Origin of the sequence: Mesorhizobium sp. M0478 (assembly GCF_040321305.1) — a bacterium.
Classification (GTDB): domain Bacteria; phylum Pseudomonadota; class Alphaproteobacteria; order Rhizobiales; family Rhizobiaceae; genus Mesorhizobium.
This window is the reverse complement of record NZ_JAMYRH010000001.1, coordinates 702681-728288: the sequence shown is the minus strand read 5'-3', so window position 1 is coordinate 728288 and position 25608 is coordinate 702681. Positions and strand designations below refer to the sequence as shown.

At 63.4% G+C, this 25608-nt stretch carries 24 protein-coding genes, 1 tRNA gene and 1 pseudogene; 13 read left to right on the top strand and 13 right to left on the bottom strand.

Annotated elements, in window-relative coordinates; all coding sequences use genetic code 11:
* Positions 1–47 precede the first annotated feature (47 nt).
* From NKI64_RS03550 to NKI64_RS03540, 3 genes are all read right to left on the bottom strand, one after another.
* Positions 48–3473, bottom strand: a complete 3426-nt coding sequence (locus NKI64_RS03550; RefSeq protein WP_352666496.1) for an acyl-[ACP]--phospholipid O-acyltransferase — start codon at positions 3471–3473, stop codon at positions 48–50.
* A gap of 91 nt (positions 3474–3564) precedes the next feature.
* Positions 3565–3852, bottom strand: coding sequence for a YiaA/YiaB family inner membrane protein (locus tag NKI64_RS03545; protein WP_023668598.1), 288 nt, complete (start codon positions 3850–3852; stop codon positions 3565–3567).
* Between the two features lie 111 nt (positions 3853–3963).
* A complete protein-coding gene (locus NKI64_RS03540; RefSeq protein WP_023710178.1) occupies positions 3964–4650 on the bottom strand; it encodes a PspA/IM30 family protein in 687 nt (228 codons plus the stop codon).
* Between the two features lie 107 nt (positions 4651–4757).
* Between NKI64_RS03540 and NKI64_RS03535 the strand changes: the two genes are divergently transcribed.
* Both NKI64_RS03535 and NKI64_RS03530 read left to right on the top strand, forming a co-directional pair.
* Positions 4758–5366, top strand: coding sequence for a TetR/AcrR family transcriptional regulator (locus NKI64_RS03535; protein WP_023688831.1), 609 nt, complete (start codon positions 4758–4760; stop codon positions 5364–5366).
* Between the two features lie 103 nt (positions 5367–5469).
* A complete protein-coding gene (locus NKI64_RS03530) occupies positions 5470–7431 on the top strand; it encodes an acyltransferase family protein (protein ID WP_081740621.1) in 1962 nt (653 codons plus the stop codon).
* Between the two features lie 101 nt (positions 7432–7532).
* On the opposite strand, the gene NKI64_RS03525 is transcribed toward NKI64_RS03530, so the two are convergent.
* A tRNA-Ala gene (locus NKI64_RS03525) sits at positions 7533–7608 on the bottom strand.
* A gap of 148 nt (positions 7609–7756) precedes the next feature.
* Between NKI64_RS03525 and NKI64_RS03520 the strand changes: the two genes are divergently transcribed.
* Positions 7757–8047: a YggT family protein gene (locus tag NKI64_RS03520; protein WP_023668602.1), complete on the top strand. Its 291-nt coding sequence runs from the start codon at positions 7757–7759 to the stop codon at positions 8045–8047.
* Positions 8048–8060: 13 nt separating this feature from the next.
* The gene (locus NKI64_RS03515; RefSeq protein ID WP_023688833.1) at positions 8061–8372 is read left to right on the top strand and encodes a DUF167 family protein; all 312 of its coding nucleotides are present in this window, start codon (positions 8061–8063) and stop codon (positions 8370–8372) included.
* Between the two features lie 117 nt (positions 8373–8489).
* Here the strand turns inward: NKI64_RS03515 and NKI64_RS03510 are convergent, their stop codons facing one another.
* Genes NKI64_RS03510 through NKI64_RS03500 form a run of 3 tightly spaced genes read right to left on the bottom strand, consistent with a single transcriptional unit; the run spans position 8490 to position 11242 of the window.
* Positions 8490–9371 (bottom strand): MurR/RpiR family transcriptional regulator, encoded by an 882-nt coding sequence (locus NKI64_RS03510; RefSeq protein ID WP_023681445.1) that lies wholly within the window; start codon positions 9369–9371, stop codon positions 8490–8492.
* A 30-nt stretch (positions 9372–9401) separates the two neighbouring features.
* Positions 9402–10469, bottom strand: a complete 1068-nt coding sequence (locus tag NKI64_RS03505) for an ABC transporter ATP-binding protein (protein WP_352666493.1) — start codon at positions 10467–10469, stop codon at positions 9402–9404.
* Between the two features lie 2 nt (positions 10470–10471).
* On the bottom strand, positions 10472–11242 hold the full coding sequence (locus NKI64_RS03500) for an SDR family oxidoreductase (protein WP_023688835.1): 771 nt from the start codon (positions 11240–11242) through the stop codon (positions 10472–10474).
* A 178-nt stretch (positions 11243–11420) separates the two neighbouring features.
* On the opposite strand from NKI64_RS03500, the gene NKI64_RS03495 reads away from it, so the two are divergent.
* From NKI64_RS03495 to NKI64_RS03480, 4 genes are all read left to right on the top strand, one after another.
* On the top strand, positions 11421–12653 hold the full coding sequence (locus tag NKI64_RS03495) for an ABC transporter substrate-binding protein (protein WP_023688836.1): 1233 nt from the start codon (positions 11421–11423) through the stop codon (positions 12651–12653).
* A gap of 331 nt (positions 12654–12984) precedes the next feature.
* On the top strand, positions 12985–13854 hold the full coding sequence (locus NKI64_RS03490; protein WP_023681441.1) for a carbohydrate ABC transporter permease: 870 nt from the start codon (positions 12985–12987) through the stop codon (positions 13852–13854).
* A complete protein-coding gene (locus tag NKI64_RS03485; protein WP_023668609.1) occupies positions 13851–14675 on the top strand; it encodes a carbohydrate ABC transporter permease in 825 nt (274 codons plus the stop codon). Before NKI64_RS03490 ends, NKI64_RS03485 begins: the two co-directional genes overlap by 4 nt.
* 25 nt (positions 14676–14700) lie before the next feature.
* Positions 14701–16173, top strand: coding sequence for a M81 family metallopeptidase (locus tag NKI64_RS03480; protein WP_352666490.1), 1473 nt, complete (start codon positions 14701–14703; stop codon positions 16171–16173).
* Between the two features lie 34 nt (positions 16174–16207).
* On the opposite strand, the gene NKI64_RS03475 is transcribed toward NKI64_RS03480, so the two are convergent.
* The 6 genes from NKI64_RS03475 to NKI64_RS03450 all read right to left on the bottom strand — a co-directional run bounded on the left by NKI64_RS03475 (position 16208) and on the right by NKI64_RS03450 (position 21654).
* Positions 16208–18262, bottom strand: coding sequence for a M3 family metallopeptidase (locus NKI64_RS03475; RefSeq protein WP_023688838.1), 2055 nt, complete (start codon positions 18260–18262; stop codon positions 16208–16210).
* 88 nt (positions 18263–18350) lie between these two features.
* A complete protein-coding gene (locus NKI64_RS03470) occupies positions 18351–18764 on the bottom strand; it encodes a hypothetical protein (RefSeq protein ID WP_023830140.1) in 414 nt (137 codons plus the stop codon).
* A gap of 67 nt (positions 18765–18831) precedes the next feature.
* Complete coding sequence (locus NKI64_RS03465; RefSeq protein ID WP_023668613.1) at positions 18832–19476, bottom strand: carbonic anhydrase; 645 nt, start codon at positions 19474–19476, stop codon at positions 18832–18834.
* Positions 19477–19623: 147 nt separating this feature from the next.
* On the bottom strand, positions 19624–20388 hold the full coding sequence (locus tag NKI64_RS03460; RefSeq protein WP_023693218.1) for a DUF429 domain-containing protein: 765 nt from the start codon (positions 20386–20388) through the stop codon (positions 19624–19626).
* A complete protein-coding gene (gene pdxY, locus NKI64_RS03455; protein WP_023668615.1) occupies positions 20385–21269 on the bottom strand; it encodes a pyridoxal kinase PdxY in 885 nt (294 codons plus the stop codon). Before pdxY ends, NKI64_RS03460 begins: the two co-directional genes overlap by 4 nt.
* A gap of 133 nt (positions 21270–21402) precedes the next feature.
* The gene (locus NKI64_RS03450; RefSeq protein WP_023698736.1) at positions 21403–21654 is read right to left on the bottom strand and encodes a hypothetical protein; all 252 of its coding nucleotides are present in this window, start codon (positions 21652–21654) and stop codon (positions 21403–21405) included.
* A gap of 163 nt (positions 21655–21817) precedes the next feature.
* On the opposite strand from NKI64_RS03450, the gene NKI64_RS03445 reads away from it, so the two are divergent.
* The 5 genes and pseudogenes from NKI64_RS03445 to NKI64_RS03425 all read left to right on the top strand — a co-directional run bounded on the left by NKI64_RS03445 (position 21818) and on the right by NKI64_RS03425 (position 25536).
* Entirely contained in the window at positions 21818–22450 is a 633-nt protein-coding gene (locus NKI64_RS03445; protein ID WP_023681434.1) for a LemA family protein, read from the top strand.
* A gap of 167 nt (positions 22451–22617) precedes the next feature.
* Entirely contained in the window at positions 22618–23460 is an 843-nt protein-coding gene (locus NKI64_RS03440; protein ID WP_023736816.1) for a TPM domain-containing protein, read from the top strand.
* Between the two features lie 49 nt (positions 23461–23509).
* Positions 23510–23965 (top strand): annotated as a pseudogene (locus NKI64_RS03435) (TPM domain-containing protein); the annotation flags it as partial.
* 35 nt (positions 23966–24000) lie between these two features.
* Complete coding sequence (locus tag NKI64_RS03430; RefSeq protein ID WP_023736817.1) at positions 24001–24891, top strand: TPM domain-containing protein; 891 nt, start codon at positions 24001–24003, stop codon at positions 24889–24891.
* A 6-nt stretch (positions 24892–24897) separates the two neighbouring features.
* Positions 24898–25536, top strand: a complete 639-nt coding sequence (locus NKI64_RS03425; RefSeq protein ID WP_023668621.1) for a TPM domain-containing protein — start codon at positions 24898–24900, stop codon at positions 25534–25536.
* The last annotated feature ends 72 nt before the right edge of the window (positions 25537–25608 follow it).

Sequence of the window (25608 nt, the reverse complement as noted above, 5' to 3'; positions counted from 1 at the left end):
CATACTGAACGGGCCGGCTCTTGCGTCGGCCCGTTGCCGTAGCCGGGTCAGGCGGCCTTGGTCTTCAAGGCCTCTTCGTCGCGCACCATTTTTGTCACGGCGGCGAAGTCGAGCTTGCCGGAGCCAAGGACCGGTACCTTTGAGACCACCCGCACTTCGGCCGGGACCATCAGGTCCATGGCGCCGTTGGCCTTGGCGTAGGCGAGGAATTCCGCTCGTGTGGCGCCGGATGCCTCAGTGATGAGGATCAGCTTTTCGCCCTTGCGCGCGTCGGGCACCGTGGCGACCGCCGACAGCGAGCCCTTCCACAATTCGCCGGCCAGCGCTTCGACAGCGGCGAGCGAGATCATCTCGCCGCCTATCTTGGCGAAGCGCTTGGCGCGGCCGCGAATGGTGATGAAGCCGCCTTCGTCGATAGCGACGACGTCGCCCGTATCATGCCAGCCGTCCTCCAGCGGTTCGAGCACGCCGGGCTTCTCGGCCCGGAGATAACCGGCCATGACATTGGGGCCGCGCACGAACAGCCGGCCGCCTTCGTCGACGCCGGGGACCGGATCGAGGCGGTATTCCATGCCGGGCATGATCTTGCCGACGGTTCCAGAGCGATTGTACATCGGCGTGTTGATGGAGATCACCGGCGCCGTCTCGGTGACGCCATAGCCCTCGAGTATGCGGACGCCGAACTTCTCCATATAGGTCATGCGCGTCGCTGTCTTGACCGGCTCCGCGCCGGCAAAACAATAGCGTATCGAGCGGAAGTCGTAGGGGTGCGCGGTGCGGGCATAGCCGGAGAGGAAGGTGTCGGTGCCGAAGATGATCGTCGCGTTCGAGCCGTAGATCAGTTCCGGCACGAGGCGGTAGTGCAGCGGCGAGGGGTAGAAATAGACCGGCACGCCGGAGATCAACGGCAGCACCGTGCCCGCGGTCATGCCGAAGGAGTGGAAGATCGGCAGCACGTTGAATACCTTGTCGCCCGAATGGAAGTCGATACGCGACGCCGCCTGGGCGGCGTTGGCCAGGATGTTGCGGTGGGTCAGAACGACGCCCTTCGGCGTGCCTTCCGAACCCGAGGTGAACAAGATCACCGCCGCATCGCCGGGCTTGCGTTTCGCGCGCGGCGTCGACTTGCGCAGCAAGCCGAGCAGCTTATCCTTGAGACTGATGGTCTTTCTGAGTTCGTCGAGCCAGACGATGTCGACCGAGCGACCGAGTTCCTCGACTACAGCGCCGAGCTTTGCCTGTTCGACGAACGCGCGGGACGTCAGCACGGTGCGGACTTCGGCGGCCTTGCAAGCGGACAGAATATTGGCAGCACCTGCGGTGAAGTTCATCATCGCCGGAACCTTGCCGGCGGACATGACGCCGAGCAGCGTCGCGCAAGAGCCGTTGGCGTTGGGCAGCATGATGCCCAGCGTCTGCTGGTCGGCATAAAGGTTCTGGAACTTCTCACCAAGCACGGCGGCAGCCGTGAGCAGCTTGCTGTAGCTGAGAGAACCGGTGACCGGATCCTGAACTGCGAGCTGTTTCATGCCGCGTTCGTTCGCCGTCTCGATGATCTTTTCCAGTACGGTCTTGTCGATGTCCTGGGTGCGGAAAACGAGATCCGACATCACCTGGTAGAGCGCGGAACCCGCCGCGGCGCGGCGCTTGCGGCCCTTCAGCTCCTGCGGCACCTCGAGCTTGACCGGTTCCAGAATGGTCACCCTGACCTTCGGGAACAGGCGGCGGCGCACATGCTGCGAGCTCAGCCGCGAGAAGTAGGTCTTCTCCAGCCCGTCGATGCGCACCGGCACAACCATCGAGCCGGTCTTGTCGGCAACCATGGCGGCGCCGTCATAGACCTTCATCAGGCCGCCGGTCACGGTGATGCGTCCCTCCGGGAAGATCACCAGCGGGTCGCCGCCCTGCACGATCTTGATCAGCGTGCGGGTCGACATCGGCTTGGCCGGGTTGAGCGGCAAAGCGCGGGCAAGTTTCATGAACGGCTTCATCCACCAAGCCTGGGCAATGGTGTAGTCGATGGCGAAGACCGGTTCCTCATCGGTCAGCGTCAAGGCGAGCGGACCGTCGAGGAAGCTGACATGGTTGAGCGCCAGGATCGGCGCCTTGCCGGCCGCCTTGAGGTTTTCCATGCCCTCGACTTCGAGGCGCAGGAAAGCGCGGAACAGGATGGAGACGAAGTCACGGAAGGGGTTCGTCGGCAAATATTTCAGCATCAGCCAGGCGGCAATCGCATTGGCCGCGACGAGGCCGAACAGGATGCCGCCGGTCGAGACCTTCGTCTGGATCAGGGCCATGATGATGCCGCCGCCAGTCATGAAGCCGGCATTGACGATACTGACGGCGGCGACGACCCGGGCGCGCCGCGCTTCGGGCGACCAGGCCTGCACGGCGGCGAAGGTCGGCACCACCAGGAAAGCGGCTGCAATGGCCATGCCGGCGAGGTCGATGGCGACGCGGATCGTGTTTGGGCCGGCGAAGAATGCGCCAAGGGTTTCCGCCTGGGGCGACGGCGTCATACTGGAGATGGTCCAGGCGAGATGCAGGCCGAACAGGGCGAGCAGCGCCGTGCCGACCGGTGCCGGCAACAGCACGATGCGGCCCTGCGACATCCAGGCGGCGATGGCCGAACCGATGGCGATCGAGACGGCGAACACGGCGAGGTAGACGGTGACGGCCATTTCGTTGCCGCCGAGCGAATCCTTGATCAGCACCGGCAGGAGCGAGAGCACGATGGCGCCGATCAGCCAGAACCACGACGTCATCAGGCCGGCGCGCCAGATGCGTGTGTCGGTGCGCAATTCGGCGACCTGGCGCCAGGTCGAGCGGAAGATGTTCTTGTCGATGACAAGGTCGGGCGCCGCCGAACCGGTGGACGGGATGTAGCGGCTGACGAGCCAGCAACCGACGGCGAGCGCCATCATGATCGGTCCGAACACCGCGACACCGATGCCATCGGCGGAAACGACGCCGCCGGCTATGGTGCCGCCGAGAATCGCGGCAAACGTAGCTGACTCGATCCAGGCGTTGGCCTTGGGCAGTTCCTTGCGTTCGAGGTGATCGGGCAGGATGCCGTATTTGATCGGTCCGAACAGCGCCGAGATGATGCCGAACATCAACAGCGCCGTCATCAGCACGGGAATCGACGACAGGGCGATGCCGACGACGGAGACACCCGCCGCGGCGATCTCGGCGAATTTCAGACGCTTGGCTATGAGAGCCTTGTCGAAGCGGTCGGCGAGCTCGCCGCCGAGCGCCGACAGGAGCAGGAAGGGGGCCATGAAGACGGCGCCCGCCAAGGTGACCAGTGATGCCGCCTGGTCCGCCGCCAGCGTGAACAGAATAAGGAACACCAGCGTGTTCTTGAGGAAATTGTCGTTGAAGGCGGACAGGAACTGCGTCCAGAACAAGGGCGCAAAGCGCCTGGACGTCATCAGATGAGCTGTCGGTCGGTTGATCGGGGCGATTTCCATAGCGGCGACTTCCATTGGGCAAGACCGATTAAAATCCTGGCTGGATTGATCAGCGGTCTTGCGCGTTGAGCCTTGTTTAGCGGGAACCCGGTTACACTTCGTTACTGCGGCTGACTTCCATCAGCAACTTCTCGGTCTTGGCGTCTTCCAGCCGGTTGATGAAGCGGCTTGCCTCTTCCGAGTCGCGCAGTGTCTTGGTGATGGTGATCGAGGTGTGCACGAGCATGATGGCGGCCATGGCATAAAACCCCTTGGCGGCGAAGCTCGCCTCCATGAAGTAGATGCCGCCGGCCATCATTGTGGCGGCAACGGCGAAACTGGCCATGGTGAAGGTCTTCCAGGCGCTTGAGTCCTTGGGGGAATAGGTGTTCGGGGTCATCGATATGGTCCTTTCGTTTCAAGGTTAGGTTGGTTGGGCGTGGGTCTGTTTCAGGCTGGATACAATCAGGCTGGATACCATCAGGCCGGATACAATCAGACTGGATAACAATCAGGCCGGCTTGGTCATGGTCTTCGTGAGCCGTTCGAGCACGGCGTCGGCGCTGCTTCTCAGCGGCGCACCGCAGCCGGCGGCCGCAAGCTTCTCTGAGACGGCGGCAGGATCGCCCGACTGTTCCATCTCGGTCATGGCGGCCGCGGTGGCGTCGATCTGCTTTTGCCTGGTGCGCAGGCGCAGCAGCGTCTCCTCGGCGTCCCTGAGCGCCGACAGGCTGGAGCCGGGCGCGCTTTCTCGCAGGCGCTGGGTCGAGTCGACCGCGGCAACGATGCGCTGGCCGCGCTGCAATTCGCGCAGGCGCATTTCGGAGACGCGGATGATCCGCTTGAGACGCTCGATCTCGGTGTCGAAGCTTTTCTGCGCCTCGGCGGAGGCGTCGCGTTCGGCTTCCAGCATGGCGATGGTTTCGGCGGCTTCGCGGGCCAGTTCATTCTGTCCCTGCTCGATGGCGGCGATCGTGCGCTTCTCCAAATCGTCGATGCGGAGGACAAGCTTCTTGAACTGCGCGACTTCCTGTTCGTTCTGGGCGATGGCAATTGCAACCGCCCGGCGGGCGGCCGCGATAGCGTCGGCGCAATCGCGGATCTGCTGGCGCAGGATTATCAGCGCGTTGCGGTCGACGACCGCCTCGGCGGCTTCGTAGCTTCGGCCGCGAACGAGAGCAAAAAACTGTTTCAACATTTCCGTTTCTCCTCTATGAACGTTGTTCATGAGGCAAAGTAGCACATTGTGAACGGCGTTCAAGGAGAAAATGAACGGTGTTCATGATTGCGCATAAGAGAAGGTTAATGACCGCAAAACGGGACGCCAAACGCGAGGACCTCAAAGGCAGGCTGATCGAGGCCGCGCAAGCGCGCATCCAGTCCTCGGGGCTCGCCGGTCTGCGTGCGCGCGACATCACGGCCGATGCCGGCTGCGCGCTGGGCGCGCTCTACACCGCCTTCGCCGACCTGGACGAGCTCATCCTGCACGTCAATTCGATCACACTGGCCAGGCTGGGGGCGGCCCTGCAGCAAGAGGCGACCGGCGTCGCCGAGCCTAGGGCAAGGCTGAAGGCGCTGGCCAAGGCCTATCTCGGCTTCGCCCGCGACAACCGCATGGCGTGGAAGGCGCTGTTCGAGCACCGTATGGCGCCAGGCGTGGCGGTGCCCGAATGGCATCTGGCCGAACATGCGGTGCTGATCCAGCATCTGGTTGAGCCGCTGGCCCAGCTGCTCCCGGCGGCGGCAACGCCGGAGCTTTTGGCCCGCGCGCGCACGCTGTTCTCCGCCGTGCATGGGATCGTCGCCCTCTCGCTCGAAGGCCGTTTCATTGGCCTGGCGTCCACCGATCTCGAAAGTGAGCTGCTGGGTTTCGTCGGCACGCTGGTGAGCGGACTGGAGACGGAAAGGGAATGAACTGCTGCGATCGGCTCTTGCCTCACGGCACTCTGCCCTTATGAAGATCGTGGCGCGAATTGCCGGTTGATCCAGGCCGGCTGAGACTGTTGGGGGATACCCGGTGACAATCGATCAGAACCGTCGGTTTCGACCCGAAATACAAGGGTTGCGCGGACTGGCCGTCGCTCTGGTCGTCGTCTTTCACCTGTGGCCCCATGCTCTTCCCGGCGGATATATCGGCGTCGACGTCTTTTTCGTCATCTCTGGCTATCTGATCACCGGGCTGCTGGCGCAGATGGCGCTGCGCGACGGTCGCGTCTCGCTGATCGAATTCTATTCGCGACGAATCCGCCGGCTCCTGCCAGCAGCGATCCTGGTTCTATTGGTGACGCTGCTCGGTACGCTGCTGTTCATTTCCAAGGCGCGCTGGGAGGAAACGGCCAACCAGATCCTGGCCAGCGCGCTCTATGTCGAGAACTGGCGTCTGGCCCACGAGGCAGTCAGCTATCTCGACGCCGACAATCTGCCGACGCCGGTGCAGCATTACTGGTCGCTTTCCATAGAAGAGCAGTTCTACATCGTCTGGCCGGTGCTCATGATCGGCGTGATCTGGCTGGCGCGGCGATGGCATCTCTCCTTGCGACGATGCTTGGCGACGACATTGTCGCTCGTTTTCCTGGCATCGCTGGCCGCCTCGGTCATCCTGACGAAAACGGATTCGGCACAGGCCTATTTCGTCAGCCATACACGCCTGTGGGAATTGGCGTTGGGCGGCCTGCTGGTGCTTGGCGAGCACCGGTTCCGCCTGGGCGCGGGTGCAAGCCGGGTGATGGCGCTTGCCGGCACCGCCGGCATCCTTGCCTCCGCTCTTCTGTTTTCAGCGGCGACACCGTTCCCTGGCCTCAGTGCGTTGCTGCCAACCCTGGCCACCGTGCTCATCATCCTGGCTGGCGAAGGCCAAGCCGGTCGGTTTCGTGGGCTCGATTTGTGGCCGCTTCGGTTCATCGGCGATAGGTCCTATTCGATCTATCTCTGGCATTGGCCGTTGATCACATTCTTCCTGGGACAGGGCTTTTCGCTGACCTTTGCCAGTGGTGCCGGCCTGATTGCGGTGACTGTGGTCCTGTCGGACCTGTCTTATCGCTATGTCGAACAACCCTGCCGGCAATCCCGGGGTGCCTGGTGGAAGCCGCTGGGATATGGCACCATCGCGGTGCTGGCATGCGTGGCGGCATCCGCGGGGCTTCTGCATTTCGTGACGACGCAACCCACCGACATTACGCTGATCGGCACAGCTGCCTACCCCGGGCCTGCCGCCTTGCTGACCGGCGCGACGATTCCGGACGATGTGGACCTCCTGCCGCCGCTGGCCCGGCTAAGGCGGGACGTGTCGGGTTTATTCTCGGCGGGATGTCAGCAAAACTTGAAAGGAGCGAAACCGGTGGGATGTGTGCTGGGCGACCCTGCCGGCACGAAAACCATCGTCCTCGTTGGCGATTCCCACGCTGCCCAATGGGGTCCAGCCTTGAACAAGATCGCCAGGGACCGCAAATTCAAACTGGTTTCTTTCTCGAAATCCGCCTGCGCATTCGCGCGTGCGCCTACCAAGTCGGACGGCAAACCGTATCCATCTTGCTACGAGTGGAGGGAGAAAGTGCTGGCTGAGGTTTTAAAGCTCAGGCCGCTCGCCGTCATCACCAGCCAGTCCAACGCCGGATCGGTTCCGGATGACCTGATGATCGAGGGGCTGCGCAATGTCTGGAGCGAACTGACCGAGGCAGGTTCGCAGATCATCGTCATCCGCAACACGCCCTTGATGCGATTCGAACCCGGCGATTGCCTGAGCGCCACGCCCGCAAAATGCTCCACCAAAAGAAGCGACGCCGAGCTCAACAACCTGTTGGCGCTTGCCGCGGAGGGTCAGAAAAACGTGCGCGTCGTCGATATGACTGACGCTTTGTGCGGACCGGAACTATGCCCGGCGGTCGTCGGCAATATGATCGTCTGGCGCGACACCGGTCATTTGACGGCCACCTATTCGCTTGCGCTCGCGCCTTATCTCGCCCCCAGGCTCGGCCTGTGATGCGATTCCCAAAGCGAAAGGGCCTCGCGCTTTCCCAAGTTGCTCCAGCAGGCACAGAGTCCAGATATTTTTCGGGACGAGCAAAGAAATGGAAATTCCGCTGGTGGAGCTGAGGAGGATCGAACTCCTGACCTCGTCATTGCGAACGACGCGCTCTCCCAGCTGAGCTACAGCCCCGTCCAGCGGATGGCGCATTTATCGAAGGCTGCGGTTTCCTGTCAAGGCGGGGTTTTGCCGAAATCCCTTGTGCCCGATGCTTGTAGGCGACCGGCCCTTGCCGGTTTCGCGCTCAATGGCTACATGTCGGCAACAATCGGAGACCGGCATGCTCGCCCTCATTCAAACAATCGTCATGGCGCTGGACCTGTACTGGTGGGTCATCATCGCCTCGGCGATCTTTTCCTGGCTCTATGCGTTCAACGTCGTCAACTCGCGCAATCAGTTCGTCGGCAGCATCGGCAACATGCTCTACCGGCTGACCGAGCCGGCGCTGCGGCCGATCCGTCGGTTCATGCCCGACCTTGGCGGCGTCGACATCTCGCCGATCATCCTGCTTCTGCTCCTGTTCTTTCTCAGGCAGCTCATTCTCACCACGATAGCGCCGCTGGTCCTGTGAACCTGACGGCGGCATGAGCGCGCCATTCCGCTTGCGCGCCGACGGCATCGACCTGTTTATCCGGCTGACGCCGAAGTCTTCCGTGGACAGGCTCGGAGGCGTGGAGACGATGGCCGACGGGCGCAGCCATTTGAAGGCGCGCGTGCGCGCCGTGCCGGAGAATGGCGCGGCCAATGCGGCGCTGGAACCGCTGGTGGCCAAGGCGCTGGGCGTTCCGGCATCGGTCGTGTCGGTCGTTGCAGGCGGCACGGCGCGGCTGAAGACGGTGCGTGTCGGGGGTGATCCGGCGGTGCTGGCGCAGCGTATCGGGGCGCTCAGCGGCTGATCGAAGATCCAGCGTTGCGGCATGCAGCCCCTTGATCTGTCGGCGGAACAGCGCCCCCCTCTGTCCTGCCGGACATCTCCCCCACGAGGGGGGAGATTGGCAGCTTCCGCCCCACTCTCAGTCCCCCAGCGGCAGCTTCGGATCGTCGACCTTCAGCGTGTTCACGCTCTGCTTGATGCGGCGCAGGTTTTCGAGAACCCTGGGTCCGCGCGTCTCGGCCACGGAGGTGACGATCATGTCGACGATCGACAGCAGAGCATAGCGCGACGAGGTCGGCTTGTAGATGTTGCCGTCCTCCAGCGACTGGAACTGGATGACGGTATCGGCGGCCTTGGCGAGCGCTGATTCCGGCGGGGTTACGGCGATGGTGGTGGCGCCATATTGCTGGGCCACCTGAACGGCGTCGATCACCGATCGCGCATAGCCGGACACCGAGAACGCGATCAGCGTCGTCTCCGATGTGGCGACCGCGGCATACATGCGCTGCAATTGCCCGTCGATCTGCGCCAGCACCGGCACGCCGAGCCGAAACAGCCGGTTCTGCATCTCGGTCGCCATCATCGAGGAAATGCCGCCGGAGCCGATGCACAGCACATTGCCCGAACTGACGATGCGCGCGGCCACGCCCACCAGCGTCTTCATGTCGAGGTTTTCGCTGGCGCGCTGGATGGCGGCGATTGCCGCTTCGGTGATGGCCGACGCAATGCGCTGCTCGCGCGCGTCGCGGTTCAGCGGTTCGGGCGACAGATACTGGCCGCCAATGGCAATCGCCTGCGCCAGGTAGAATTTGAAATCGCGCAGACCCTCGCAGCCGAGATTGCGGCAGAAACGGGTGACCGTCGGCTCGCTGACGCCGACGCGCGCCGCAATTTCCGAGATTGCCGCCTTGGAGGCGAAGTCGAGATCGGTCAGCACGAGGCCGGCCAGGCGGCGGTCCGATTTGGTGCCGTCCTGCGACATCAGCTGCAGGCGCGTGATGATGTCGGCCGGCGTTTTCATTTCTGGGTTGTCGTCTTCATAGCGCTGCCTTCATAGCGGCAGGCCTGTTGCCGTGTCGAACAGATGAATGTTGCCCGGCGCGACGGAGACCGGCAGCATTTCGCCGGGCTTGACCTGAACCCGGTCGCGGAATACGGCGCGCACCGTGTCAGCGCCGATGGCGCCATAGACATGGGTTTCCGAGCCGGTCGGCTCGACGACATCGACCTTGATCGCCATCGCGTCGACAGCCTCACCGATGACGAAGTGTTCGGGCCGTATGCCGGCCTCGACCGTGCTGCCAGCCGGCACCGTCTTGCTGCCGAGCGCCAGTCGCCCTCCGCCGGCCGATTCGAACCAGCTTTTCTCGGGCGTCGTCTTCAGGGCGCCGGAGACAAAACTCATCGACGGCGAGCCGATGAAGGAGGCGACGAATTTGTTGGCGGGACGGTCGTAGAGTTCCAGCGGTGCGCCGACCTGCTGGATCTTGCCGCGGTCCATCACCACGATGCGGTCGGCCATGGTCATGGCCTCGATCTGGTCGTGGGTGACATAGACGATGGTCGATTTCAGCCGCTGGTGCAGCGCCTTGATCTCGGTGCGCATCTGCACGCGCAGTTGCGCGTCGAGATTGCTGAGCGGCTCGTCGAACAGGAACACCGAGGGTTCGCGCACGATGGCGCGGCCCATTGCGACGCGCTGGCGCTGGCCGCCCGACAGTTCCCGGGGATAGCGGTCGAGATAGGAGAACAGGTTGAGGACGCCAGAGGCCTTTTTCACCTTGGCGTCGATTGCCGTGCGGCTTTCGCCGCGGATCTTTGGGCCAAAGCCGATGTTGTCGGCCGCTTTCAGGTGCGGAAACAGCGCATAGGACTGGAAGACCATCGCGATGTTACGCTGCTGTGGCGGCAAATCGTTGGCGCGCACGCCGCCGATCAAGAGGTCGCCTGCGGTGATCGGCTCCAGCCCGGCCAGCATGCGCAGCAAGGTCGACTTGCCGCAGCCGGAAGGGCCGACCAGCACGACGAACTCGCCGCTCTTGATGTCGAGGCTGATGTTTTCGAGGATCTTGTGGCGTCCGAAGGATTTCGACAGGTCACGGAACTCGACATCGGTCATGGTCAGGCTCCCAATATGTCGTCGATGAAGGGCAGGAAGCCGGCGGTCAGTCCGGCGTCGACCGGCACCACCGCGCCGGTTATCCCCGATGCGCGATCCGAAACAAGGAAGGCCACCGCTTCGGCCACTTCCGTGGCGTCGACGATGCGGCCGAGCGGATAGAGCCGCTTGAGCTTGCCGAGAACATCCGGGTTCTTGGCCAGCCGATGGTCCCATGCGGCGGTGCGGATCGAGCCGGGGCAGACGACATTGGCGCGCAGCCCGTTGCGGCCGAGTTCCACAGCGACCGCTTTGGCATAGGCATTGATGCCGGCCTTGGCCGCGGCATAGGCCGGGTTGCCGAAGTGGGCGATGGCGTTGACGGAAGAGATGAAGACGACGCTGCCCGAACCGCGCGCGGCCATTGCCTTGATCAGCGGATCGGCGAACAGCATCACCCCGGTCAGATTGAGGTCGAGTTCATGCGTGATCTTGTCGGGGGTCAGCGCTGCAAGAGTCTCGGCGCGCGTCCAGCCGGCATTGTTGATCAGGATGTCGGGCACGCCGTCTTTCTCGAGGATCGCCGTGATCGCGGCATCGGTGGAGATCCGGTCGAGAAGGTCGAAGACGTGGCGCGACGCCAGATGCGGACTGCCGAGCTGGTCTTGCGACTGGTCGCAGCCGACGACGCGCGCGCCTCGTTCGGCCAGCAGCGCCACAATAGCCGAGCCGAGCCCGCCGCCGGCGCCGGTCACCAGCACGGTCTTGCCTGCGAATTCGGCCGTTGAAACCACGCTGCGCGCCTCCCTGGGATCTACGATAATCGGAAAACGCTATTTTAAGAAATGTAATTAAGCAACAGGATAATCCGCTTGCACAGCGCGAAATCATGGATAATGTAGGAAAGTCACATAAAGCCGTGGCCGCCTCAAAGCCGCAAGAGTGCAGACGCAATCAAATGGGAGAGATCGAATGAAGCTTGCAAAATGGACTGTCGGCGTGATGGCCGGAATGAGCCTGCTCGCCCTGGCCGCGCAGGCAGATGCCGGCGAGGTGCGCGTAACCGTCGCCGAATACAGCGCCAAGACCGGCCCGTATTTCGAAGCGGTGAAAAAGGAATTCGAGGCAGCCAACCCGGGTATCACCGTCAAGTTCGAAGTTGTGCCGTGGGACGTGCTGCTGCAGAAGCTGACCACCGACATCACGGCCGGTACCAATGCCGACCTGTCGATCATCGGCACCCGCTGGCTGATCGATTTCGTCCAGCAGGATGTCGCCGAGCCGCTCGACGCCTACATCAAGCCGGAGTTCAAGGACCGCTTCATCGACACCTTCCTGTCGCCGTCGATCATGGAGGGCAAGACCTATGGCCTGCCGATCGCGGCCTCGGCGCGCGCCATGTACTACAACAAGGAATTGTTCGAGAAGGCCGGAATCGCCAACCCGCCGGCAACCTGGACCGAGTTGCAGGAGGATGCGCGCAAGATCAAGGCACTGGGCACCGGCACGTTCGGCTTCGGCCTGCAGGGCAAGGAGATCGAGACCGACGTCTATTATTATTATGCGATGTGGTCGCAAGGCACCGAGATTCTCAACAAGGATGGCACGTCGGGCCTCGGCACGCCGGGCGCGCTCGAAGCCGCCAAGCTCTACAAGTCGATGATCGACGAAGGCCTGACGGAACCCGGCGTCACCTCCAACAACCGCGAGGACGTCCAGAACCTGTTCAAGCAGGGCAAGGTCGGCATGATGATCACCGCGCCCTTCCTGTCCAACCAGATCAAGGACGAGGCGCCGAACCTGAAATACGGCGTGGCCGCTATCCCCGCCGGACCGACCGGCGCGCGCGGCACGTACGGCGTCACCGATTCCATCATCATGTTCAAGAATTCCAAGAACAAGGATGAGGCCTGGAAGCTGCTCGACTTCCTGTTCACCACCGAACAGCGCGCCAAGTTCACGCAAGGGGAAGGCTTCCTGCCGGTGAACAAGGAAGAGGCCAAGATGGACTATTACGTCAACAATGCCGATCTGGCAGCGTTCACCGCGCTGCTGCCCGACGCCCGCTTTGCGCCGGTCATCCCCGGCTGGGAAGAAGTCGCCCAGATCACCTCGGATGCCATGCAGAAGATCTATCTCGGCGGCGACCCCGAGGCAGGCTTGAAGGAAGCGGCTGCCAAGGCCAACGCCGTGATCAAGAAATAGGGCGTATCTCCCTGCGCCCGGCGCGCCCCTGAGATCGGGGCGCGCCACACTTTCCTCTCCCTCCGGAGGGGGAGAGGTGGCTCGGCGAAGCCGAGACGGAGTGGGGGAACCACCTGGCAACCGCCGCGAACGGACATAGGAAGGGCAATAGGGGCAAACATCACCTCGCCTTGCGCCCCAAGGGTCGACCCCCCGAGCTTCGCTCGACACCTCTCCCCTGATCGACGGGGGAGAGGAAAGGCATTCTTCTGAAGCGCTGCTAAAGACCGATATGCAAGATTGATCCGAGCTGGCGTGCCAGCGCCACAGAACCACGGTACAAAACCGGCCGATGCAAAATCGCTTCTTGCCCTATCTGCTGACCTTGCCCAGCCTGTTGCTGGCGGCGGTCGTCATCTTCTGGCCGGTCTGGGACCTGATCCAGATCTCGACGCATGACGTCAGCCGCTTCGGCCAGCTACGCGACTTCAACGATTTCGCCAATTATTCAGCCTTCCTCGCCGATCCCGATTTCCTGGCGGCACTCTGGCGCACCGGCCTGTGGACGTTGCTGGTGGTCGGCGGCGCGCTGCTGTTGTCGGTGCCGGTGGCGATGATCCTCAACACCGATTTCTACGGCCGCGGCATTGCCCGCGTCATCATCATGCTGCCCTGGGCGGTGTCGCTGACGATGACGGCGGTGGTCTGGCGCTGGGCGCTCAACGGTGAAAGCGGCATGCTGAACTCGGCGCTGATCGGGCTCGGCCTGATCCATGAAAACATCCAGTGGCTGGCGCGCGCCGAGACGGCATTCCCGATGCAGGTGCTGATCGGCATATTGGTGACGGTACCGTTCACCACGACCATCTTCCTCGGCGGCCTGTCGTCGATCCCCGACGACCTCTACGAGGCGGCGGCCCTGGAGGGGGCGACGCCGCTGCAGCAGTTCCGCGAGATCACCTTTCCGCTGCTGAAGCCGTTCATCAACATCGCCATCGTGCTCAACACCATCTACGTCTTCAATTCCTTCCCGATCATCTGGGTGATGACGCAGGGCGGGCCGGCCAACTCGACCGACATATTGGTCACCCATCTCTACAAGCTGGCCTTCCGCATCGGCAAACTGGGTGAAGCATCGGCGGTGTCGCTGCTGATGTTCGCCATCCTTTTGATCTTCACCATGATCTATGTGCGGCTTGCCATGCGGGAGCAGCGCACATGACGCCCAAGCTGAAGCGTACGATCATCGCCTGGCTGCTGCTTTCGCCGCTGCTCGTGGTGACGATCTTCCCCTTCGCGGTAATGTTTTTGACCGCGGTCAAGCCGCGGCAGGAGGTGCTGTCGCCGACCTGGTGGCCAAGCGAATTCCACTGGTCGAATTTTGCCGACATGTGGGTGGCGACCGGCTTTGGCCAGGCGCTGGCCAATTCGCTCTATGTCTCTGTTATCGCCACCGTCGGCGCCATCCTGATCTCGGTGCCGGCCGCCTATGCCATGTCGCGGTTTCGCTTTGCCGGCTATGGCGCCTTCCGCCAGTTCCTGCTGATCTCGCAGATGATCTCGCCGATCGTGCTGGTGCTCGGCCTGTTCCGGCTGATGGCGGCCTGGGGTCTGATCGAATCCACGACCGCGCTCGGCGTCATCTACATGGCTTTCAACGTCGCCTTCACCGTGTGGATGCTGCAAAGCTATTTCGACACCATCCCGCGCGATCTCGAGGAAGCAGCGTGGATGGAAGGCGCCGGCCGATGGCTGACCTTGCGAAAAGTGTTTCTGCCGCTTTGCCTGCCGGCAATAGCGGTGACCGCCATCTTCACCTTCATCAACGCATGGAATGAGTTCGTCGTTGCGCTCACAATGCTGCGCAGCCAGGAAAGTTACACGCTGCCTATCCAGGTGTTCTCGCTGGTCGCCGGCCGCTACACGATCGAATGGCACCATGTAATGGCGGCGACGCTGCTGGCGACGCTGCCGGTGGCAATCCTGTTCATCTGGCTGCAGCGCTATCTCGTCCGCGGGCTGGCGCTCGGGGCGGTCAAATAACGGCGCCATTCACAACGGAGCTTTCATGCGCATCTTCACCGCCTCGCTGGCGACCGAAACCAACACCTTCTCGCCGGTGCCGACCGACCGGGCGTCGTTCGAGATGGCGTTCTATGCCGGGCCGGGCAAGCATCCAGACACGCCGACCTTGTGCTCCTCGCCGATGGTCGCGCTGCGCCGGCGTGCGGCTGCCGAAGGGCTGACCGTCATCGAAGGCACCGCCACCTGGGCGGAGCCGGGCGGGCTGGTGCAGCGGCAGACCTATGAGTCGTTGCGCGACGAGATTCTCGGCCAGTTGAAGGCAGCCTTGCCGGTCGACGCCGTCATCCTCGGCCTGCACGGCGCCATGGTGGCGCAAGGCTATAACGATTGCGAAGGCGATCTGCTGGAACGGGTTCGCGCAATCGTCGGGCCCGACGTGGTGATCGCGGTCGAGCTCGACCCGCACAGTCATCTGACCCCAAAGCGCGTCGCGGCATGCAATGTCATGGCCTATTTCCTCGAATTCCCGCACACCGACTTCTATGAGCGCGGCGAACATGTCGTCGAGCTTGGATTGGCGGCGGCGCGCGACGAGATCAAGCCGGTGATCTCGACGTTCGACTGCCGCATGATCCAGGTGCTGCCGACCAGCCGCGAGCCGATGCGCTCCTTCGTCGACCGCATCAAGGCGCTGCACGGCAAGGACGGCGTGCTGTCGGTCTCGGTCATCCATGGCTTCATGGCCGCGGACGTGCCGGAAATGGGCACGCGCATCCTGGTCGTCACTGACAATGACAAGGCCAAGGGCGATGCGCTGGCGGAGAGGCTAGGGCACGAGCTTTACGCCATCCGCGAAAGGACGGCGATGACGATGCTGAACACCGAGGACGGCATCGCGCGGGCACTGGCCGTGCGCAAGGAAAATCCCGGCAAGCCGGTTGTGATTGCCGACATCTGGGACAATCCCGGCGGTGGCGTCGCCGGCGACGGTACGGTCGTGCTGCGCGCCATGCTGGAACAGGGCGTGGACAATTTTGGCGTGGCGACGATCTGGGACCCGATCGCTGTCACCTTTTGCCAGGCGGCAGGCGAAGGCGCCGTCATCGACCTGCGCTTCGGCGGCAAGGCCGGGCCGCTGGCCGGCGAACCGATCGATGCGCGCGTCAAGGTGTTGAAAGCCGTCCCCGAGGGCTGGCAGAGCTTCGGGCCGAGCCGGGTGACGCTCGGACCGACGGCGCTGGTGCGGCTCGAAGGCACCGAAATCGACATCATCCTCAACACCAACCGCACGCAGACCTTCGAGCCGGATGTCTTCTCCAACATCGGTGTCGATCCGTTGTCGAAGGACATATTGCTGATCAAGTCAACCAACCATTTCTACGCCGGCTTTGAACCGATCGCGGCGGAGATCATCTATGTCTCGGCGCCGAGCTCGTATCCGAGCAATCCGGCGGTGACGGATTACAGGAAGCTGACGCGGCCGGTGTGGCCACGGGTGGCGGATCCTTGGCGCTAGTGATCTCCCCCTCGAGGGGGGAGATAAGGCGGCGCTATAGCAATCCCCGCTTCACCATCATCGCTTCCGGCGAAGGCATCTTGCCGCGGAACGCCGTGTACAGCTCCTCCGGATCCTTCGACCCGCCAGCGGCATAGATATTCTTCCGAAGCCGTTCCGCCAGCGCCGGGTTGAAGGGATCGCCGGTCTCCTCGAAGGCGGCGAAGGCGTCGGCGTCGAGCACTTCCGACCACATGTAGGAATAGTAGCCGGCTGAATAACCGTCGCCGGAGAAGATATGGCCGAAATGCGGGGTGCGATGACGCATGGCGATGGTGTCGGGCATATCAAGCTTTTCCAGCGTTTCGGCTTCGAAACGCAGCGGTTCCGCCGGCGCATCCGGCCGCGCGTGATACGCCATGTCGATCAGCGCCGACGCTGTGAACTCGACCGTGGCGAAACCGGCGCCGAACGTGCGGGCGGCCAGCATCTTGTCGAGCAGCGACTTCGGCATCGGCTTGCCGGTCTTAACATGCAGCGCATGCTTTTCCAGCACTGCGGGCACCGTCAGCCAGTGCTCGTAGAGCTGCGAAGGCAGTTCGACGAAATCGCGGGAAACCGAGGTGCCCGCCACCGACGGCCAGGTGACGTCGGTCAGCATGCCGTGCAAAGCATGGCCGAACTCGTGGAACAGGGTCTTGGCCTCATCGACCGACAACAGCGCTGCTTCCCCGGCCGGCGGCTTGGCGAAGTTCATGATATTGTAGATCACCGGCTTGGAGCCATCGCCAAGCTTGTAGCCCGACTTCAGCGCGCTCATCCACGCGCCGGAGCGCTTCGAGGACCGGGCGAAATAGTCGGCGAGGAACAGGCCGCGCTCGCTGCCATCGGCGTTCTTCACCACGAAGACGCGCGCGTCGGGATGCCAGGCGGCGATGCCCTTCTTCTCCTCGAAAGTGATGCCGAACAGTTTTGTGGCGACGTCGAAGCAGGCGTCGATGATGCGGTCGAGTTGCAGATAGGGTTTCAGTTCCGCCTCGTCGAAGGCGAATTTTTCGGCGCGCAATTTCTCCTGGTAGAAGCGCCAGTCCCAGGCGGCGAATTTTTCGTTGCTGCCTGCCTTGGTCGCCAGCCGCTCCAGCTCCTTCTGGTCGGCGGCGGCCTTCTCCAGCGCTTTCTCCCAGACCGGGTCGAGGAGGTCGTGCACCGCCTTCGGCGTCTTGGCCATGGTGTCGTCGAGTTTCAGCGCGGCGAACGAGGCATAGCCTAGCAGCCTGGCCTTTTCGGCGCGCAGTTTCAGCATGTCGCGCACCACTGCGGTGTTGTCGCTGGCGCCGCCATTCTGGCCGCGCATGGTGAAAGCGCGGAAGGCGCTCTCGCGCAGGTCGCGGCGTTCGGAGAAGGTCGTGAACGGCTCATAGATAGAGCGCGACAAGGTGACTGCGTAGCGGCCTTTCTGGCCGCGCGTCTCGGCGGCTTCGGCCATCGAACTCTTCACGAAGTCCGGCAGGCCCGCAAGATCAGCCTCGTCGAGGAAAAGCGCCCAGTCGCGCTCGTCGGCCAGCACGTTCTGGCCGAAGGTCGTGCCGAGCGAGGACAGCTCCTCGCTGATGTTGGCCAGCCGCTTCTTGCCGTCGGCGTCGAGTTTTGCGCCCGATCGCACAAAGCCTTTCCAGGTCTTCTCCAGCACCCGCAGCGTCTCGGCGTCGAGTTTGAGCGTCTCACGGCGCTGGTAGAGATCGTCGACGCGGGCAAACAATTTCTCGTTCATCGAGATCGCCGAGAAATGCCTCGACATTTTTGGCGAGATATCGCGCTCCAGCGCCTGGATCGCATCGTTGGTGTGGGCGCCGGCCCGGCACCAGAAGATCGACGAGACATGGTCGAGCGGCTCACCGGCGAGCTCGAGGGCTGCCAGCGTATTCTCGATGGTCGGCGCATCCTTGTTGCCGGCGATCGCATCGATTTCGGCCTCATGTGCCTTCAGCGCCGCGTCGAACACCGAGGAGAAATCGTCGTCGCCGATGCTGGCAAAATCCGGCAGGCCGAGCGGCCCTTGCCATTTGGTCAGCGGATGGGCGGCGAGATCGACGGTTTTCGTGGACGGCATGGGGGATCTTTCGATGATTGGCGGAGCTTGCTGACCGATGTAGGGCGATGACTGGCGCGGCGCAACAGCGCGGCCGTTCAAGCCCGCGTCAGAAGCCGTCGCAATTTTCCGCGATCGCCGCTTGCGAACTGGCGGTGATGCGGTTGCCGGTGACGGCGAACGTCTCCTGCATCAGCATGTCATTGTTGGGGAAATCATAGCAGGCGATGACAGTTGTGACGCCGGCCTCGCTCTTTTCGACGCGATGCCGGATTGCGGCTCCGGCGACCGCGCCCTTCCATTCGTCGATCGACGCGATGAACTCCTGCTTCGACTGTACGACGCCGACATCGTCGAGCTTGATGCGGACATCGTCGGCGAGCAGGTCCGACAATTCGGTGCGATCGGCGACCAGCAGCGCCGAATACCAGCGGTCGATAATGGCGCCGTCATCGGAGCGGGCAGGGACGAGCGAAATCAGCAGCGCCGCTACGGCGAAAGCGATCGCAGGCCAAACCCGCATTCTTGCCTCCTCTTATTTGACCATGCCCTTATCCGAAAACCGGTTCCCACTTTTCGGGATCATGGGTCTACGTCAAATCCGGCCGCTCGAAGTCGCCGGTGTCCTTGTTCATCACCCAGAGCTCGCCGGTCGAGATGTCGAACCAGGCGCCATGCAGCGACAGCCGCCCCTTGCCTTCGAGGATGGAGACGCAAGGGAAGGTCCTGAGATTGGCGATCGAATAGCGGATGGAAATCCGCTCCAGCGCCGTCTGCCGTTCGGTTGTCGTCATGAACGTGCTGGACGAAACGGTTTCGGCCGCCGGCGCGATCAGGCTCATCCATTTGCCGATGAAGTCGCCGGGCGACAGCGGCGCCGAATTGGTGTCGAGCGCGGCGCGGATGCCGCCGCAGCGGCCATGGCCCATCACCACGATGTTTTTCACCTTCAGGCTCTGCACGGCGAATTCGAGCGCGGCCGAGGTCGAGTGGAACTCGCCGTCCGGCGCATAGGGCGGCACCAGATTGCCGACATTGCGCAGGACGAACAGTTCGCCCGGACCGGCGTCGAAGATCGCCTCGGGGGCAGAGCGGGAATCGCAGCAGGCAACGATCATGGTTTCGGGCGCCTGCCCCTCGCGGGCAAGCTCGCGATAGCGTCCGCTCTCGGTGAGATAGCGGCCATTCATGAAGTTGCGGTAGCCGGTCCAAAGATGTTCGGGGAGATGGGGCATGGGCTAGGGATGAAGCCTTTCGGGGTTAGCGACGGCAGCTCATTTCAAGTTAGAAAGGCTCTAACGGCAAATGCCCGTCGCGGGCAATGCCGAATTGCGGATGGCTTCGTCGCAAATCGCCATGCCGCACGCATGGCGCCGCTTGCCTCACGCCCAGATCGCCAGGGGAATGCCGAAACGGTCGGCAAGCGGCGGGTCGGGAAACGGCGTTGCCTCCCCGCCGGCAATGCGTCCGGCAATCAGCATCATCGCTGCGGCGTCGAGGAAATCGTCGGCGGCAGCACCGCGTTGCGGCGGCTGGTCAAGGAAAGCTCTGGTATAGCCGTGCCGGCAGAGCAGTGCCTTGCGTTCTTCCATCCCGGCCGGATTGACGGCGCCCTTGATCTTCTTCGGCAGTGTCATCGGTTTTTCGCCGTTCAGCCGGCAGAAGGCCACTTCGGGATGCGATTCGAAGACGCGGCGGCGCAGTTGCGGACGTGCGATCAGCAGCGCGTCGATCTCGCGTATCTTGGCAAAGATGCCGAAGGCCTGGATCGAGACGCCGCGTGGCGGATCGGAGGTCGCCTTGGCCACCTCGCTGGCGCGCCGATGTGCCTCATACCAGGCCTCGACCGTGGTGAAGCCGCTGGTGTCGGCGTAGAGGGCCGGGCGGGACGGGATAGAGAAGACGCTGGATTGCCGTGCTCCGAGCATTGGCCGTACCAAGGTCTCCGGCCCGCGCCCGCCTCTTTTCGAGACGTCCGGCAGGCCGATCGGCATGTCGACGACCACTGTCGCATCGGCGGGCAAGGCGTCGAGCAGGGTCGCAAAGCTGGGAAAGACGCGGACTGACGGCGCGGCATCCAGATCGCGGCGGACGGCGATCCAGCCGGCCTTGCAGCCGTCGACGCCGACGACCACGGTCGAGGTCACGCCCGGCGGTCCCGCCCCGGATGCGTGAGGTGGCGCAGTTGCACCATCGCCATCGGATGCGACAGGCTCTGGGCATCGGTTTCAAGCTGCAACTCGTCGCCGCCACGCTTGGCGGTTCGCGCCAGGATTTCGTAGACGGCGGCGGTGGTCGATTGCAGCGCCTTGATCGGCGGCTGCCCCGACAGGATGCGGGCGAGGTAGACGGCCGCAGTCAGGTCACCGAGGCCATTCGGCGGCTTGTCGATGAGGCGGTGTTCGGCCAGCAGCGCCTGGGTGCCGTCAAGCAGCAGATTGCCGGTGCCGCCGGTCATCATCGACTGTGCCGACGTCACCAGCATTGTTGACGGTCCGGCATGGAGGGCGGCCGAGATCACCGATTTCAGATCGGGCAAAGGCGCGCCGGCCATCCACTCCAGCTCATAGCGGTTGGGGGTGGCGATGTCGGCGATCGGCATCAGCCGGTCGCGCATCGCGGCGGCCGTCGGCTCGGGCACATAGAGCCCGCCGGAATCGCCCATCACCGGATCGCATATATAAATCGCGTCCGGCGTCTTGGCCTTGACCGCCGCAACCAGCGAGGCGACGGCCTCGGCCTGGCCGGCCTCGCCGAGATAGCCCGACAGCACCGCGCCGACCTCACCCAGCCAGGGCGCGCGCTCGAGATCGGCCATCAGCGCCTTGAACTGGTCGAGCGGCGGCACGATGCGCGTGGCGCGGCCATGGCCCGGATGCCAGGGCAAGATGACCGTCGGTACCGCCCACACGGGAAAGCCCAGCGTCTCCAGCGCAAACACGGCGGCGCGGTTGCCCACCGAGCCGCGGGCGACATGGCTGGAAATGACGATGACCGCGCGCGGCGCGTCGGCTTTTTCGCTGTTCATGGAAAATCCTAGATGCGGATAATTTTTCGCTGAATCGTCATCCTGGTCTATCTCTTTGGTTGGAGCATGATCTCCGGACAAAACGGTTCCCGCTTGTCCGAGAAAACCGGTTCCCACTTTTCAGGATCATGGTCTAGCTGCCCCGGGAGACGTAGTACACGAGCCAGATCAAAAGGCCGAGGGCGACGATGAGCCCAAGTGCGCGACCGATGCGGGTGCCCCAGACCTCGATCGGATCGGATCGGTCGGCCTCCGCTGCGGTAACATGATCGCGCGCGCCTTTCGCTGCCCGTGACACCAGCGATGCGCCGCCAAGGCCGCCCTCGTTCGCCACGCGCTCGATAATGCGGCGCGATTCGCTGTCATCGTCGCGGCCTTCCGCCATGGTCCTGTCCTGTTTGCCGGCAACCATACCGTGTTCGCGCGATCAATCACAGGGCCTCGCCGGCGCATGAATGCGCGCCAGGAATGCGCGCCAGCGGCAGACATTTTCTTGAGCGCGGATTGTGCTAATGCTTCGCATGCAACTTCTGTCGAGGGACCTCACCATGTTTGCCCAGCGCCTTGCCTTCCCTTTCCGCAGTCTGCCGGCCGTGCTGATGATGGCCGTCGTGCTGCCTCTGCTCGCCGGCTGCGGCTTCAACACCATCCCGACGGCGGAGGAAAACGCCAAGGCGGCATGGAGCGAGGTGCTGAACCAGTATCAGCGTCGGTCCGACCTCATTCCCAATTTGGTCGAGACGGTGAAGGGCTATGCCTCGCATGAAAAGGACACGCTCGATGCGGTGGTCGAGGCGCGCGCCAAGGCAACGCAGATCACGGTGACGCCGGAAACGCTGAAGGACCCCGAAGCGCTCAAGAAGTTCCAGGATGCGCAATCAGGGCTGACCAGCGCGCTGTCGCGGCTGATCGCGGTGTCGGAGGCCTATCCCGACCTCAAGGCCAACCAGAATTTCCTGGCGCTGCAGGCGCAGCTCGAAGGCACCGAGAACCGTATCGCCGTGGCGCGGCGCGACTACATCCTGGCGGTCAAGGATTACAATCTGACGCTGAGGACCTTTCCGTCGGTGCTATGGGCAACCTTCTGGTTCCGCAGCAACGAGCCCTTCGCCAACTTCACCGTCGAAGAAGACAAGATGCAGCCGCCGAAGGTCGATTTCGGCACGAAGCAGGGCGGGTGATGACGTCTGGGTGAGCTTGGCCTTTGCCAGCCTTGCGTTCCTTCACACCCCCCTCTGTCCTGCCGGACATCTCCCCCGCGAGGGGGGAGATCGGCTGTCATTTTGGCTTTCGCCAATCGCCAACGTTTGAAGGGATGGGTCGACGAGGAAGCTGCCAATCTCCCCCCTTGCGGGGGAGATGTCCGGCAGGACAGAGGGGGACGCGAAGGAACGCCAACCTTGGTGTTCTTCTCGCCTTTCTGGCCGTCTTCCTGCCCCTCACCGCCTTCGCCGCCGACCTCCCCGCGCTGACCGGCCGCGTCGTCGACAATGCCGGGATCATCGATGCAGGCACCAAAGCCGCGCTCACCCAGAAACTCGCCGACTTCGAGACCAGAGGCTCCGACCAGATCGTCGTCGCAACCATCCCCAGCCTCGACGGCGAGGAGATTGAGCCTTACGCCAACCGGCTGTTCCGCTTCTGGAAGCTCGGCCAGGCCAAGGAAAACAACGGCGTGCTGCTGCTGGTGGCGCCGAACGACCGCAAGATGCGCATCGAGGTCGGCTATGGGCTGGAAGGCACGCTGACCGATTTGCACACCAAGCTGATCATCGAAAACGACATGGTGCCGGCGTTCCGCGCCGGCGATTTCTCCGGGGGCATTTCCAAGGCCGTCGACGACATGGTGATGGTGCTGGAAGGCAATCCGGAGGAATTGGAGGCGCGCGGCGAGCGCAACCAGAAGCCGCCCATCAATACCGACAATCTGTTCTTCGGCGTCTTCATCAGCATCTGGGCAATCATCTTCTTCGGCAGCATGGCCGCCTCCATCCTGCCGCCGATCTTCGGCCAAAAACTCGGTCCCGGCCGCTATCGCTGGCTCGGCATGACATTCGAGCCGCACAAGCGGTCATCCAGCGGCGGCTGGTCTTCGGGCGGGGGCGGCTGGTCGTCGGGTTCAAGCGGTGGTGGCGGCTTTTCCGGCGGCGGCGGTTCGTCCGGCGGCGGCGGCTCCTCGGGAAGCTGGTGAAGAGATGACCACACGCATCGCCAATCCCTGGCATGGCCGCTTCGCCACGATGACCGGCGCTGCCTTGCTGGTCTTGCTCGTCAGCGTCGCGGCGCTGGCAGCGGAGCTGCCCGCCCTCGCGGGACGCGTGGTAGACAATGCCGACATCATCGATGCCGCGACCGAGGCGGCGCTCACCCAAAGACTGGCCGATTTCGAGACCAAAGGGTCCGACCAGATCGTCGTCGCGACGGTTCCCAGCCTCGACGGCGAGGAGATCGAGCCTTACGCCACCCGGCTGTTCAACGCTTGGAAGCTCGGCCAGAAGGCCAAGAACAATGGCGTGCTTCTGCTGGTGGCCGTGAACGACCGCAAGATGCGCATCGAGGTCGGCTACGGGCTGGAAGCCACGCTCACCAACCAGCACGCCACACGGATCATTGAAGGCATGGTGCCGGCCTTCCGCGCCGGGGATTTCTCCGGCGGTATTTCCAAAGCGGTCGACGACATGATCATGGTGATTGAGGACAGTCATGGTGGTTGAGGGGAGCTGGTGACGGCATGACAGTAGGCGTCTTCAATCCGCCAAGACCTGGCCGCGCAGCCGCGACGATCGGCATCGCCCTGTTGACGATGCTCACCATGCTGTTTGTAGCCTTGGCGGCAGACCTGCCGGCACTCACCGGGCGGGTGGTCGACAATGCCGGTATTATCGACGCCGCGACCAAGGCGGCACTGACGCAGAAGCTCGCGGATTTTGAGACCAAAGGCTCCGACCAGATCGTCGTCGCCACCATCCCCAGCCTGGACGGCGAGGAGATCGAACCCTACGCCAACCGGCTGTTCCGCTTCTGGAAACTCGGCCAGGCCGGCGAAAACAACGGCGTGCTTCTGCTGGTGGCCAAGAACGACCACAAGATGCGCATCGAGGTCGGCTACGGGCTGGAAGGCACGCTGACCGATCTGCACACCAAGCTGATCATCGAAAACGACATGGTGCCGGCGTTCCGCGCCGGTGATTTCTCCGGCGGCATTTCCAAGGCCGTCGACGACATGGTCATGGTGCTGGAAGGCAACCCGGAAGAGCTGGAGGCGCGCGGCAAGCGCAACCCGGCCGACCGCAGCACGCCCATCGATCCCGTCGTCGCGGTCTTCCTGATCCTGTGGGCGGCGATGTTCTTCGGCGGCCTGGCGATGGCCTTCCTGCCGCCGATCTTCGGCACCAAGCTGTCGCCGGGCGTGTATAAATGGCTGGGCATGACCTTTCGCTACGGCCAGGGGCCGAGCGGATCGTCCTCGGGCTCCAGCAGCTGGACAACAAGTTCGTCGTCGGGCAGCGGATGGTCATCGGGAAGTTCGGGCAGCAGCTGGTCTTCGGGCTCAAGCAGCGGCGGCGGGTTTTCAGGCGGCGGCGGTTCGTCTGGCGGTGGCGGGTCTTCAGGGAGCTGGTGAGAGAAGATGGCAACACGACCGATCAGCCCACAGGACCATGAGCGCATCGCCACCGCGATCCGCGCGGCCGAGGCCAAAACCGACGGCGAGATCTACTGCGTCGTTGCGCATGCCAGCGACGGCTATTTCTTTCCCGCCGCCTTCATGGCGACATCAGGCATGCTGATTGCCAGCCTCGCCGTCGCTTATGGGCTGGAAGCCTGGTGGCTGTCGATCCGGCTGCCGCATTTCGTCATTGTCCAACTGCTGGCACTGGCCTCGGTGTTGGTGCTTTTGTGGGCGCTGCCGGGCTTGCGCATCCATCTGGTGCCGCGCCGGCAGCGTTATCAGGCGGCACATCACAATGCGCTCAGGCAGTTCCTCGCCCGCAATGTCCACCGCACCACGGCGCGCACCGGCGTGTTGGTCTTCGTGTCGATCGCCGAGCGTTATGCCGAAGTGGTCGCCGATTCGGGCATCGACAGCAAGGTCGGCCAGCATGTCTGGGACGGCGTGGTGCGCGATCTCCTGCAGCATGCCGGTGACGACCGGCTCGCCGACGGCTTCGTCAAGGCGATCGGGCAGGTCGGCGCGGTGCTGGCCGAGCATTTCCCGGTGACGTCGGGCGATGCCAATGAACTGGACGATCATCTCGTCGAGATCTGAAAAGCCAGCACGCGCTACCCGGACGGACGCCTGACCGCGCCGGCTGGGTGCGTTTCCAGGCAGGCTTTGCCC